This window comes from Pseudanabaena sp. PCC 7367 (assembly GCF_000317065.1).
GTDB lineage: Bacteria > Cyanobacteriota > Cyanobacteriia > Pseudanabaenales > Pseudanabaenaceae > Thalassoporum > Thalassoporum mexicanum.
The window spans coordinates 35214-48062 of record NC_019690.1 but is presented as its reverse complement, the minus strand read 5'-3'; the positions used below and the strand labels follow the sequence as shown (position 1 = coordinate 48062).

Here is a 12849-nt window from a genome sequence, read left to right as displayed (position 1 = left end):
CCCTGTTTAATTTCTGTGTATTTACATGATCTAGCTTTATTGAGCTATTACTCATTAACACTTAACTTTTGTATACTTGTTTAGCGATTTCCAGAGCGAGGGGATTCAAATCCACATTTCCGTGTGCGACTCGTTCAGCCTAAACAGGTAAGTTTACCTGGGGACGGCTGGCAAGGTTAAAAAGACGAGAGAGATCTCAACCGAACCTTGACAACTTAGTTTCTGTGATGGTGAGATTCCATTCCTCCTTGATACAGGAGTGAAGCATCTCCCACTATGATTGGGGTGACAACCAATTATAGTAAGCATGGGAGAGAAGGCGGTAACTCAGAGCCCGACTGGGAACCCCGTCGAGCATAGCTGAATATGGTTAACATTTGTGAATCTACGCTTGAACCGTCGTTAGTGGAAACAAGCCAACGCGGGTCTAATCCTCTATCCAGAGGTATGGCTTGCCCAAAATGGGAAAGGCAATTGAGTCAGGCAGCTACGGTACTGACCTGAAAGTATCCTCCATAAACCCGGCGGAGAGTGGGAACCTAAGTTCAGCGTCAAACGGAAACTAGGAACGAAGTAACCTACCTGTTTGCTCTCAAGCGCCGGTCGATCGCTTGAGTAGGGAGTCAACCGCAAGCAACAGGTGGGTAGGATTGCCTCAAAAGCAAATGCCTCTAGGAAAGCTAGAGGATAGGCTGACAGAGGCACGACAGTCTGGCAGGTAAAGGCACTAGTAGCAATTAACAAGTCATGAGCGAGTTAACGACTACGTATGAATGGAAAACAATCCCTTGGCGCAAGCTAACCCGGAAGGTTTTCAAGTTGCAAAGGCGCATCTACCAAGCCTCGCTGCGTGGCGATGTTAAGGCAGTTCGTAAACTCCAGCGATTAATGATGAAGTCCTGGTATGCCAAATGTTTGGCGGTACGACGAGTCACTCAAGATAACTGGGGTAAGAAGACGGCAGGCATTGATGGTCTGGCATCTCTCTCACCATCAGCTAGATTGGCTTTGGTGGGTTGCCTCCAACTTGGAGACAAGGCGGCTCCCAGCCGACGGGTTTGGATACCCAAACCTGGTAGCGCTGAACAAAGGCCGCTATCTATACCCACCATGTACGACCGCGCCCTACAAGCGCTAGTCAAACAGGCACTTGAACCAGAATGGGAGGCAAAGTTTGAGCCTAACTCATATGGATTTAGGCCAGGACGCTCATGCCGCGATGCGATCGGGGCGATTTTTCTGTCAATTAAGCAACAGCCTAAATATGTACTGGAAACAGACGTGGCCAAATGCTTTGACAGAATTAATCATCAAGCTCTGTGTGAGAAACTCAACACCAGTCCCAGTCTAACTCGACAAATTCGAGCCTGGTTAAAGGCTGGTGTGATGGATGGAGGCCAATTCCAGGCAACTCCTACTGGAGCTGCTCAAGGATCGGTGCTCTCACCATTGTTGGCAAATGTAGCACTCCACGGCATGGAAGTAGCTATCCAGAAAGCATTCCCAAGCGATCAATGCCCCAAGCTTGTTCGTTATGCTGATGATCTGGTGGTTATACACAAAGACCTTGCTGTGGTGCAAACCAGTCAACAGTTTCTCTCAGAATGGCTAAGTGGTATGGGTTTGGAGTTGAAACCTAGCAAAACCAGAATCACTCACACCTTAGTTCTTTACGAGGGACGGGTAGGGTTTGATTTTCTAGGGTATGAGGTACGCCAATACCTGGTGGGTAAAACTCACTCTAAGCAAGGTTTCAAAACCATCATTAAACCAAGCCGGGAGGCTCAAGCCAGGCACTATCGTCGTATCCGAGCATTAGTCAAAAGCCATAGGGCAGTATCTCAAGCTGACCTAATCGACCACTTAAACCCGATTATTCGGGGCTGGGCTAACTATTACTCAAATGTCTGTAGCACGACAACTTACACTTCGATGGATAGATTGGTTTACCTCAAACTTTGGGCTTGGGCACGTCGCCGTCACTCTCATAAAAGCCGGCAATGGATTGCTCATAAGTATTGGCTTATTGGCACCAGAGAAGGTTGGGTCTTTGCTTCCCGGAATGAACCGGATTCAATCCGGTTATTCAAACATACACAAACGTCGATTAAACGTCACGTTAAGGTAAAAGGAAGTCGAAGTCCTTTTGACGGTGATTGGAGCTACTGGAGCCAAAGAGTAGGGCATTACCCAATGGTAAAACCAACTGTTGCAAGATTGTTGAAAAGCCAGGTGGGACGATGCAAACATTGCGGACTGTACTTCCTACCAGATGATCTTATGGAAGTCCACCATATGGATAAAAACCAAAACAATTACAGGCAAGATAATCTGGCTCTAATACATCGACATTGCCACCACCAGATTCATGCGAGATGTGTATGACAAGCACCAGGCTGTTGAGGAGCCGCGTGAAGGGCAAACTTTCATGCGCGGTTTTGCAGACCAGCAGGGTGGGTGACTGCCCTGCTGAGTTTAACGACCTCATGAGCTACCCAGCTAACATGCCAGCAATCTGATTTGAAGATTGCCTCTATTGACACTGCACAAATGCGGGATGGAAAGCGGAAAAATAACACTCCCTACCCCAGCTTTTTAACCCAGTTGATGATGCTATTGTGACCCACGCCAGTAAGCCGTTCGATCGCCCGAAAACCCATACCCTTAGCATAAAGATGCAGACATTGCTGCTTCACTTCATCGGTATAACCATTGGGTGAATAAGAATCGATGAATTGGCGATCGCAATCCTGGCAATGATAATTTTGCTTGCCACGGCGACGACCATTATGGAGCACATGCTTTGAATGGCAGTATTTGCATTCTATGCCTGTGATTGCACTGATAATGCTCTTACCGATCGCTTCTGCTAAATCAACCGGTACCGCATTACCAATCTGCCTGTACCTAGAACACACAGATCCAGTAAACACAAAACTATCAGGAAACCCCTGGATTCTGGCATACTCCCTGACCGTCAAAGGTCTGGTGTAATCAGGATGGCATCGCTCCGTTTGCTTTTGCGCAGGCGAGCAAAGCAGCGTCAGAGATGGTTCATGCCAAGCTAAGCGCCTGGCCATACCTCTCTTGCCACCCTCAGCATCAAAGCTCTTACCCATATATTGCTTCTGGATATCACCAGGTAGAGCTTGCCAGCAGCCACCCGGTGGCACTAAATCAAGCACTTTTGCTTTCTCAGTCGAATATTGAGCACCATCACTGGCTGGACAGCCGTGCAAAGCATCCCTCAATACCGGTTTATATGCATATTTGGCAGGATACCTAAGCTTGATCCGCCAACCCTTTCTAGTAGCCAGAATGATTAAACGTTGCCGGTTTTGAGCCACACCATAATCATTAGCATTCAAGATCTGCCATTGGGTTCTATATCGGAGTGAATGGAGCCTGCCTAAAATAGCCTTCAACACCTTGCCACTGTTGATCGTAGATAAGTGCTTCACATTTTCGATTAAGACCATCTTGGGTTGCACTTGCTCGATAGTCTTGAGAGTTTCATAGACAAGTTGCCCCCGACTATCATCAAGCCCCCTTTGATTGCCAGCATAGCTGAAAGATTGACATGGTGGGCCAGCAGAGAGTAGATCGATCTGCCCCCTGAATTGAGCAAAGTACCCTTCCCTATTCAGTTTGATGATATCGGCTTCAACGATCGTGGCTGGGTCGAAATTGGCTCTGAGGGTTTGGGCAGCTTGGCGATCAATCTCAACTAAGCAAGCATGGTCAAAGCCAGAACGCTTTAAACCCAATGCCATACCACCACAACCAGCAAACAAGTCTAGGCAGCTAAACATAGTCTCGACCAATATTTAGATAAACCCATTCGATCTAACCACTGACCACCAACCTCCATTGCCCGTTGTCAACAAAGGCATCAATCTGGCCGATTGGCCAGCCTTGTGCAAGCCCCCGCCCGCATAACCGTGTAGGGGTTTGACAAGACTTTTTACACCAATTCGGACTGCAGAGCCTTGTTTATCAACAACGTCAACTCAGGAGGTTTATTCAATGATTATCGAAACACTTTTATCCGTAGTGACTAGCCCCGTGATGACCTTTGCCCCTACTCCACTTGGTCTCATCCTTGCAGGTGTTGCCGTCATGGGCTATGTGTCTAAAAAGCCCGTTTACGCTTAGCCAGTCTGGTTGCCCTGGTGGCTTATCTCATGGCTTAAATCACCGCACCTGCTTAGCTTGAGCCATCCGCCGATGAAACGATCGCAGATATGCGTTCAATCGTGGTGCTAATTCATCCAACATCTCTTGCAATGCTCTCTGCTCCTCCCCTTCCCATAGCTGGCGATCACATCCCAACCGATACCAATGCATCGTTTCATACAAAGAGCCACGGGCGATCACTACAAACCGCGCTTGATCTGCCAATGAATGACGTCCATAGCCTTCAGCAATATTCGCGCCAATGCTATCAGCCGATCGCACCATTTGCTGACCAAGACTATATTTGTGGAAGTTTTCCCAGCTACTAACAGCATTACACACGGCATTGGCAAGCCTCTCAGCTAACTGATAAATCTCCAATTCTAAGAAACCAGACAATTAAATTAATTCCTTCTATATATTTTTCTCGCTTACACCCTGCTGTCAGCATTTTGATTGTTTAGGTTTGCGGCATGAGTCATTTGTGTTCTGGTTTTACCAGCAGCCTTACGATCCGCACGTCTTTGTGTCGCATCATCAACAGCTGCTTCTAGTTGCCGATTATTTCTTGCCTGAATGAATAGAGCTTCAAATAAAGTTTCTTTTGTAATATTTTTGTCTGTGCAAAACATTTCAATTTCGTGATATAGCTCTTTCTCAAGCCTAATGCTGGTTTTAGTAGTTTCAATTAGCCCACGCACGGGAGGCTGAGATGGGAGATTGCTGACTTTGGTAGTTTGAGAGTTGCTGTCGAAGACAGCGTCTAAAACTATGTCGCTTTGCTCAGGTACCTCTTGCGGTTTTCTATTTTTTAGTCTGTCTATAGCTTTCATGCGGCTACTTTTACTTGCAATTTTTCAATGATAAGTTCAAACGGATATGCCAATTGTGGATAACCAATTTCATCCAATAACATACCTTGATTCAGGGCTTTCTTATATTGCTCTGACTCGCGAATTGTTGCTGAAAGGACTTCTTCGCCAAATTCCTTCATCACATTAATACTCTCTTCACTTTCACCAGTCCGGTTATAACCTACCCAGCGATCGCGAAATGGCAGTATGCACAAGATATTGGCGCTGCAAGCATTTTTCCTTTTCATTTCCCGGATTAAAGAAACAGTCCGATCGACACTACCGACTCCCTTAACCTGAGCTTCTGCAGGAATGATGATTGAATCTGCTGCTCCTATGCAGGCCACCGAGAGATGGCTTCTTTGAGGTGGAGAGTCGATCAAGCAGAAATCAAATATGTCAGATACCTTGTTGAGTCTTTCTTTCAGTTGACTTGATGGATCTACTCCAGATTGCGATAAGTAGGTTTGAGCCCTTTCTAATGCGTTGCTGGCAGGAATAATCCATCCTCCTTCTACGGTTGTTAACTCTCGAATTCCATCCTCTGGCGTTACTGTAATTGTTTCTCTTATTCCAACAGGGACATTTTCTATAATCACTTCAAGAATAGTTGCATCAGTTGGGCCGATTTCATGACCCAGAAAAAATGTCAAGTTAGCTTGGGGATCTGAGTCTACAAACAAAACTTTGTATCCCTTATGAGCTAACATTTTGCCCAGAAAGAAAACTGTAGTTGTTTTGCCCTGACCACCGCTCAAACTGGTAGAGGTAATTATTTTCATAGTTGGCTGCCTTTAGAAATATCGGAAAAATCTACCACATTAAAGCCGTAATGGATCTAGTGATTTATATATCTATCAAACCACTTTGCAATAGCAAAATCGGGGATTAGATGAATTGCATAATAGACATATACCTCAATAGAAAAATATATCTATCTTTCTATTAAAGTATGCCTTAATAGAGGTATATATAAATGGTGGCATAGTTATATGGAAGCATACCTCATTTATGTGATTGTAGTTGTAAGGCAAGCTATATTGGTGCAATCATTCTTTGCTGCCATACTTGCTGCAAATATGATTAAGGATAAACCTGCTTGCTTTTCTTTCCAAAGCTAAGTAGACTTTTCATTTCATGCACTTACGAGATGGCAACATGTTGATAAGGTTCCCCCTCTAGATGCGGGCTGACTTGGATTACTACTTTCTGCTCTAACCGGTTTAGAAAGCCAATAAGTCTTTCCTGGCTAAAGCGATCGAATTTGCCACACATAATTGCTGAAACCTCAGGCTGTTTAATGCCCAGGAGCTCTGCAGCATCTTTCTGGGTGAGATTACGCTCGCGGATAATTTTAAACACCTGAATTCCAAGCTGAGCACGGATGAACAACTCATCGGCATTATCGAGGCCAAGATCGGCAAAAACATTGCCACTGCTGGTTTCATAATCAACGGTCATGTTTTGCGGCCTCCTGTGCATCCTTGTAACGGCGTTTAATCAGATCCAAATCTGCTTTTGGCGTTGATATGCCTTGCTTTGACTTTTTCTGAAAAGCATGTAAAACATATATCTGCTCACCAATTTGGACGGCATAGACCAACCGATAAGCATTTTTGTCATAGCGATCGACAATCTCAAATACACCACTGCCAAAACCTTTGAGTGGCTTAACATTATCAGCCATGCCCCCATACTGGGCAATCATCAATGCACCGCCCATGGTGACCTGAACATCCTTAGGAAACTCTTTGAGCCTTTTTCTGGAGTCCCCCATCTGTTAAATGTCAATTACCAATTTCGACGGCGTCAATTACTTGGCAAATAGCGGATGTAAATGACGTGTGCAAATGACAACTAAAACTAAGCTGAAAGGAACTGCATATGTTGAACCTCAAGGAGCAGTAAGATTCGGATTGATAGCGATTATTATTTTTGCGAGCGCTCAACAGCGTTGCGTTTACGGAAACTATCAGCATGAATTTCAACAATGAGAGCATGATGAATGAGGCGGTCAACGGCAGCAACAGTCATCATGTCATCGGCAAAGATGTGATCCCATTGCGAGAAAGGCTGATTAGCAGTAATGATGAGGCTTTTGCGTTCATAACGATGAGCAATCAGCTCAAACAGGACGGAAGTTTCAGCCTCAGATTTTTTGACATAGCCAAGATCATCAATAATGAGTAAATCAAAGCGGTCAAGTTTGGCAAGGATAGAGGCAAGCTGAAGTTGTAGTTTGGCTTGCTGTAGATGTTGTAGCAAAGCATAGGCCGAGAAGAACTTAACCCGTTTGCCCATTTCAATCATCGAGCGCCCGAGCGCAGCAGCAAGATGAGTTTTACCGACCCCGGAAGGTCCAAATAGCAAGCAGTTTTCGGCCCTATCCAACCAGGCCGTATCTTGTGCCAGTTGGATCAGTGGCGCTGATTTGAAACTAGGGCAATGTTCAAAATCGAAAGAGGTAAAGCTTTTACCAGTAGGTAATTTAGCCTCAGCGAGAGCTCGTTTGATCCGATTCTGTTGGCGATAATCCAGTTCCAATTCGCACAGAGCGAGCAAGAACCGGTCGTAAGCCCAATGCTGTTGGGTGGCCTTCTGCTCGATAGTCTGCCAATGTTGGAGCATGTGCGAGAGTCGTAGCTGTTTGAGTATCAGGCTCAGAGTATTGTTCGGGTTTGGTTTCGAGGAGTTGGTCATAGGCTGAAAGCGAATGTTGTTGTACGTTTAGTTGAGGTACGCTCAATTGCTGCTGGGGTAGTAGGAACTGTTGCTGTAGAGCCTTCAGGCTGAGAGTGCCCTGCTGCAGTTGGGTTTCAAGATAGTCGGCCACTGTAGTTTCTCTATCGTGCTTGGCAGCAATATAGAGGGCTTCAACCATGATGCGCGCTGCATTATCGATTTCAAAATCAGCCTGTAACCTCTGCCACAGCTGCCGCCATTGTTGATTAGGCAATAGGTCTTGCTGCCAGGTGCAGTAAATAAAGGCACGGGGTTTACGCCTGAGGCTATCAATTACATGGCGGTAGTTAATACAGCGAGCACGGCGGATTTTGGCTGACCCATGTACTCGCAAACGGGGTAGTTCCACCACTTGTTGCTGCCCCAAATAACCGACCAGGCGGTTGTGATAGATATGAATATTCAGCTGCCTGCCAATCAGTCTTGATGGCACCGTGTAAAGAATGCAGCGCACCGAAATGGTGCTGTGGCAGGTCACCCGCACCGTCAATTCTTCGTAATCGGCACAGCGATATCTCGGTAGTGGTTGTAGGGTTACTTTTTCCTCGGCAAACTTGGCGCTGCATTTACAATTGAGCTTGGCAACCACCTGCTCGATAAATTCTTGATATGCACTCACTGACTCAAACTCAAAGCTGCCACGCAAATACAGAGCTTGGCGCAACCGGCGCTTGAAATGTCCATGGGGAGATTCGATGGAGCCATTTTCATGAGCCACGCCTGGGTTATTGCGACTTGGACTCATGCCATAGTGTTCACATAGCTCGGCATAGAATTGGGTTAGTGGTTTATGCCGTTTGCCCGCCATATTCCGATAGGCAGCACTCAAATTATCGGTGCGATGCTGCTTTGGTACACCACCACAGGCATGCAGCGCATTCTGTAATCCTTCAGACAAGCCGATAAAGCTCTCGCCACCCTCGATTACCTGCACATATTGCCAGCCACTGTAGGCCAGACGGTAGTGGTACAGCAGGTGCTCATATTGTTTCCCTTTGATGGTAACTTCCACCTGTTTGAGCTCGGTAAAATCTGATAGACCCATTTCGCCGGGCTGATGGCGGATCTCAAACATTACCTCCTGCGGTTTGCCATGGATACTTTTCCATACCTGCACTCGCCTTTGTAAGGTACGCAATTGTTGCTCATATTGGCCTGGATAATGCTCGGCTAGATATTCATACAATGTCATCGCCTCTAGACGAGGCTCACGTCGAAGCATTGGCTCTAGCTCTTCCTCCCACACTCCTGATAGCGGATCTCGGCGGGTGCGCCAATCTCGCTCACCTTTACTCTTGGGCTGGTGTTTGCCTTGCTCAATACGGCTGCCGCTACGGACTGATATGCCGGCAATCTCGGCTGACTCATTTTGATTGCAGCCGACCTCTCGTGCTTTCTTGTACACTTGCACTTGATATTGTTTTATATATTGACCTGACACTGCTGACGTTCCACTTTCCTGTTTGAACGTCTTTAGTGTCTTTCTTTTTTCCCGTTTTGATCTCTTTTTTTCTAGTTGACGCCTACCTCCACTTGCGATCTCATATCCTTGCTGGCGATCATCTTTTTATGCCAAGTAATCGTCATCCAGACGCCAAGGTAATTGTCGCCTAACACCCATCCAAATTACATCACGCATACCATTTCTGGATTAAAGTATAACAATTTTGTTATGAGAGCAATAACACATGTGCCCAAGTCTGCTGTATGACTAAGATTTCCTTGCTCAGCCCATTAAGTCACCATAGGCTGAGCTGGAAAAGGATTGAAACATGTCCATTAAACCATCGCATCTGCGCTTGCTCGACGCAGCGGCTGCGGTCCAATCCACCCCAGAAGTGCCAGAGAATGAAAAAGCATTCCTGACCCGTCAACTGGTGCAAGTGACCCTGCCATATCGAGATCCGGGCGATGTACCAGCGTGGAGCCGCAGCAATGGCGATCTCACCCTGGGCATCCGCCCTGGCTGGGACTTTACCACCAACACCCTGATCGGCTATCCCTATGGCAGCATCCCGCGCCTATTGCTGTTCTGGATCAACACCGAAGTATTACGCACCAAACAACGCACCCTCAAGCTCGGTGACAGCTGCAATGATTTCCTACGCAAAGTAGGCCTTAGCCCCAACACCGGCGGCGGCAAACGCAGCGATCGCAAACGCCTGATCAATCAAATGGAGCGATTGTTTCGAGCCAAAATCAGCTTTGACTATCGCCACAGTAATCCGCTAGCTGAAGGCAAAAGCTGGGTGAACATGGACATCGCCGATAGCGGCGACATCTGGTGGAACCCCAAACAACCCGACCAGCAAACCCTATTCGATAGCAAGATTGAACTGGGCGAAAAATTCTATGAAGCAATCCTCGCTGCACCCATTCCACTAGATCTGCGTATCTTGAAGGCAATTAAGCGATCGCCATTAGCCTTGGATTTATATGCCTGGGCCACCTACAAAACCTATATTGCCAGCCAGAAAAAGAAAGAGCAATATATCCCCTGGCCCGCCCTACAAATGCAGCTAGGTGGCGACTTTGGTAACTCACGTCAATTCAAAGTCGAAATCAAAAACAGCCTGCACAAAGTACAAACCGTCTATCCAGCGCTGCAATTCAATGAAGTGATCGAGAACAATACCAGCAAAGGTCTGGTGATCGTGCCCAGCACCCCCTCAGTTAGACCAAATCCAGCCAAACGCTAGCCGGAATGAACTTTTCATTGCTTCAACCCTCCATGGTGAAATACTTACACCTGTATTTATCCACATATCCATGTGTGTAAAACGAGTTATCCACGGTGAAACGCTTACACCATAAGAGAGCAAGAAAAAGAAGCACTTACCGAATTATCCAGGGTGAAAGACTTACGCTCGTTACGGTGAAACACTTACGCCCTCTTACCTCAATTCGTTACTCACTGGGGTTTTCCAATCAGCCCCTATATATAGAACCTATAAATCTATATACCTGTAGTGATCCACGCCGGAGCGTGGACAACCACCACAAAGTTTAAAAATATTTGATTTTGTTTTTTTTAGGATTTGGGCTCAGTTCACCAGCGCCAGCATTTAGATAAAGCCCAAGCTTGCATTTTGTTGATAAATGCGACATGGCTAAAGGATGAATGAAAAACGTACATTTCGCCGTCCGATCGGCTCGGTCTATGATGTGGCAGCATCAGAAGGCAAAGACACCTGGCATGAAATTGGCTCTGTCTATCAGCACCGGGATAAATCCGGCCTCAATGTCTATATTAAAACCGCTGATGATCATGAAATGACCCTGACGATCCGCTTTAAACCGCGCTACAAAGTGATCTATTCCAAATACTCTTAGGATCAGAGGTACAGCTTGCCTAACCAACCGATTGACCTCATCACCCATATCCCTGATGGTATGAGCAATTTGTTTAGCAACGCCAAACTCGCCCTAATATCAAAGCTCCCAATCCAGATCGCTGAATGCAGGTCATTTCCAGCGCCCCAGATCACCTTTAGATCTTTTTATATCCCTACCTAGTGTTCTGTCAATCTTGGGTTTGTGAGTTAAGGGAAAGATGGATAAACTATACCTATGTTATCCGAGCAGTATATTATGCCTAAACGCTATATCGTCCGTTTGAGCAAGGAAGAGCGCGAAGAGCTGCAAAATCTTGTGTCTACTGGTAAGGCCGCCGCCTATAAAATCAAACATGCCAACATTCTGTTAAATATCGATATAAATGGCCAGAACTGGACAGATGCGGAAGCCGCCGCCACCTTTAGTTGCCATCGCAATACAGTAGCCAACCTGCGTCAACGATTGATTGAAGGAGGTTTAGAGTCGGCCTTGGCACGCAAACCTCGCCAAAGTGCGCCACGACCACACGTATGTGATGGAGAGTCGGAGGCAAAGCTAATAGCCTTACGTTGTAGCGAACCACCTGCTGGTCATGCTCGCTGGACATTGCGATTGCTTGCTGATAAAGCGGTGGAGTTAGAAATTGTACCAGCTATTTGTCACGAGACCGTGCGACAAGTGCTGAAAAAAACGAACTGAAACCACATCTACGTCAACAGTATGTGATTCCACCTGAGCAAAATGCCGATTTTGTTGCTCATATGGAAGATGTACTAGAGATTTATCACCAACCCTATGATTCTAAGCATCCGGTAATTTGCATGGATGAAAAACCGGTGCAATTGGTTAAACAAACACGCATTCCATTGCCGGCTAAATCAGGACAACCAGAGTTGGTAGATTATGAATATGAGCGCAATGGCACCGCTAATATTTTCTTGTTTACAGAACCTTTGGCCGGTTGGCGTAAAGCAGTTGTGAGTGAACGCAGAACCTCAGTTGATTGGGCGATCGAAATTCAACGCTTACTTGAACAAGACTACGCCGATTGCGAGACTGTCATTTTGGTATGTGACAATTTGAACATTCACAAACTTGCCTCGCTCTATCAGGCCTTTGCTCCGTCCACTGCGCGTCGGTTGGTCGAACGGCTAGAAATTCACCATACGCCCAAACATGGAAGTTGGCTAAATATTGCCGAAATCGAGCTGTCTGCACTAACCCGACAATGTCTGGATCGACGGATCCCAGATCGAGAAACTCTTGAACAAGAAACATCAGCTTGGTTCATTGAGCGTAATCATTTGCAGAAGTCGGTAGATTGGCAATTCACAACTGCAGATGCTCGTATTCGCCTTAAGCGACTTTACCCACAAATTGAAAGCTGACAATCCACTAGTTCTTAACTCCGGCCAGATCGTTCCAACTATTGGTGATCGCGGTTTGCAAAGCTGCATCATCACTACTCTCACTGAGGCTGGTATCAATGCTCAAAACCGTGGCCGCATAGGCACGCCAAAAGCGATTTTTATGATCCAAGGGGTCTTGATTGATTAACTGAATCGCGTAGTTATGTCGTTCATCGCGGCCGATCGTGCTGGCCGCCTCGCCAATAATTAGCCCCGCGATCGCAAACCCATTCACCGCCAACTTGCGCACAAAATCGGCATTTTCAATCAAACTAAGAATTTGCTGACTGGATAAAGCCATGATTAATACTCCTGAAACTAGGTAAGCAGAA

The 12849-nt window shown here is 46.3% G+C and carries 13 protein-coding genes; 4 read left to right on the top strand and 9 right to left on the bottom strand.

The genetic code is table 11. The features are described from left to right. Positions 1-819 precede the first annotated feature (819 nt). Positions 820-2385: a group II intron reverse transcriptase/maturase gene (gene ltrA / locus PSE7367_RS18565; RefSeq protein WP_413773418.1), complete on the top strand. Its 1566-nt coding sequence runs from the start codon at positions 820-822 to the stop codon at positions 2383-2385. A 197-nt stretch (positions 2386-2582) separates the two neighbouring features. Here the strand turns inward: ltrA and dcm are convergent, their stop codons facing one another. The 8 genes from dcm to istA all read right to left on the bottom strand — a co-directional run bounded on the left by dcm (position 2583) and on the right by istA (position 9213). After that, the gene (dcm, locus tag PSE7367_RS18560) at positions 2583-3812 is read right to left on the bottom strand and encodes a DNA (cytosine-5-)-methyltransferase (protein WP_071881412.1); all 1230 of its coding nucleotides are present in this window, start codon (positions 3810-3812) and stop codon (positions 2583-2585) included. Between the two features lie 382 nt (positions 3813-4194). After that, positions 4195-4575, bottom strand: coding sequence for a four helix bundle protein (locus PSE7367_RS18555; RefSeq protein WP_015146096.1), 381 nt, complete (start codon positions 4573-4575; stop codon positions 4195-4197). Between the two features lie 32 nt (positions 4576-4607). Beyond that, the gene (locus PSE7367_RS18550) at positions 4608-5009 is read right to left on the bottom strand and encodes a hypothetical protein (protein ID WP_015146095.1); all 402 of its coding nucleotides are present in this window, start codon (positions 5007-5009) and stop codon (positions 4608-4610) included. Beyond that, positions 5006-5812, bottom strand: coding sequence for a ParA family protein (locus tag PSE7367_RS18545; protein ID WP_015146094.1), 807 nt, complete (start codon positions 5810-5812; stop codon positions 5006-5008). The genes PSE7367_RS18550 and PSE7367_RS18545 overlap by 4 nt, the downstream gene beginning before the upstream one ends. A gap of 361 nt (positions 5813-6173) precedes the next feature. Then, complete coding sequence (locus PSE7367_RS18540; RefSeq protein WP_015146093.1) at positions 6174-6491, bottom strand: helix-turn-helix domain-containing protein; 318 nt, start codon at positions 6489-6491, stop codon at positions 6174-6176. Next, positions 6481-6807, bottom strand: coding sequence for a type II toxin-antitoxin system RelE/ParE family toxin (locus PSE7367_RS18535; protein ID WP_015146092.1), 327 nt, complete (start codon positions 6805-6807; stop codon positions 6481-6483). The genes PSE7367_RS18540 and PSE7367_RS18535 overlap by 11 nt, the downstream gene beginning before the upstream one ends. A 152-nt stretch (positions 6808-6959) precedes the next feature. Continuing rightward, on the bottom strand, positions 6960-7637 hold the full coding sequence (gene istB, locus PSE7367_RS18530; protein WP_041699222.1) for an IS21-like element helper ATPase IstB: 678 nt from the start codon (positions 7635-7637) through the stop codon (positions 6960-6962). Next, positions 7525-9213: an IS21 family transposase gene (istA, locus tag PSE7367_RS21345; protein ID WP_015146090.1), complete on the bottom strand. Its 1689-nt coding sequence runs from the start codon at positions 9211-9213 to the stop codon at positions 7525-7527. The genes istB and istA overlap by 113 nt, the downstream gene beginning before the upstream one ends. A gap of 331 nt (positions 9214-9544) precedes the next feature. Between istA and PSE7367_RS18520 the strand changes: the two genes are divergently transcribed. The 3 genes from PSE7367_RS18520 (at position 9545) to PSE7367_RS22240 (ending at position 12496) form a co-directional block, all read left to right on the top strand. Further along, entirely contained in the window at positions 9545-10471 is a 927-nt protein-coding gene (locus tag PSE7367_RS18520) for a replication protein RepA (RefSeq protein WP_015146089.1), read from the top strand. A 418-nt stretch (positions 10472-10889) separates the two neighbouring features. After that, positions 10890-11105, top strand: coding sequence for a hypothetical protein (locus PSE7367_RS18515; protein WP_015146088.1), 216 nt, complete (start codon positions 10890-10892; stop codon positions 11103-11105). Between the two features lie 258 nt (positions 11106-11363). Continuing rightward, positions 11364-12496 (top strand): IS630 family transposase gene (locus PSE7367_RS22240; protein WP_156800460.1). Its coding sequence is split into 2 segments (ribosomal slippage): positions 11364-11793 and positions 11793-12496, totalling 1134 coding nucleotides; the frame shifts between segments, so codons are not numbered across the junction. Between the two features lie 7 nt (positions 12497-12503). On the opposite strand, the gene PSE7367_RS18500 is transcribed toward PSE7367_RS22240, so the two are convergent. Beyond that, the gene (locus PSE7367_RS18500; RefSeq protein WP_015146087.1) at positions 12504-12818 is read right to left on the bottom strand and encodes a hypothetical protein; all 315 of its coding nucleotides are present in this window, start codon (positions 12816-12818) and stop codon (positions 12504-12506) included. Between the last annotated feature and the right edge of the window lie 31 nt (positions 12819-12849).

What these genes read in the sequence shown, in the direction of transcription:
- dcm (WP_071881412.1), bottom strand. Translation starts at nt 3,812, where the DNA reads ATGTTTAGCTGCCTAGACTTGTTTGCTGGTTGTGGTGGTATGGCATTG.
- PSE7367_RS18550 (WP_015146095.1), bottom strand. Translation starts at nt 5,009, where the DNA reads ATGAAAGCTATAGACAGACTAAAAAATAGAAAACCGCAAGAGGTACCT.
- PSE7367_RS18545 (WP_015146094.1), bottom strand. Translation starts at nt 5,812, where the DNA reads ATGAAAATAATTACCTCTACCAGTTTGAGCGGTGGTCAGGGCAAAACA.
- PSE7367_RS18540 (WP_015146093.1), bottom strand. Translation starts at nt 6,491, where the DNA reads ATGACCGTTGATTATGAAACCAGCAGTGGCAATGTTTTTGCCGATCTT.
- PSE7367_RS18535 (WP_015146092.1), bottom strand. Translation starts at nt 6,807, where the DNA reads ATGGGGGACTCCAGAAAAAGGCTCAAAGAGTTTCCTAAGGATGTTCAG.
- PSE7367_RS18520 (WP_015146089.1), top strand. Translation starts at nt 9,545, where the DNA reads ATGTCCATTAAACCATCGCATCTGCGCTTGCTCGACGCAGCGGCTGCG.
- PSE7367_RS18515 (WP_015146088.1), top strand. Translation starts at nt 10,890, where the DNA reads ATGAATGAAAAACGTACATTTCGCCGTCCGATCGGCTCGGTCTATGAT.
- PSE7367_RS18500 (WP_015146087.1), bottom strand. Translation starts at nt 12,818, where the DNA reads ATGGCTTTATCCAGTCAGCAAATTCTTAGTTTGATTGAAAATGCCGAT.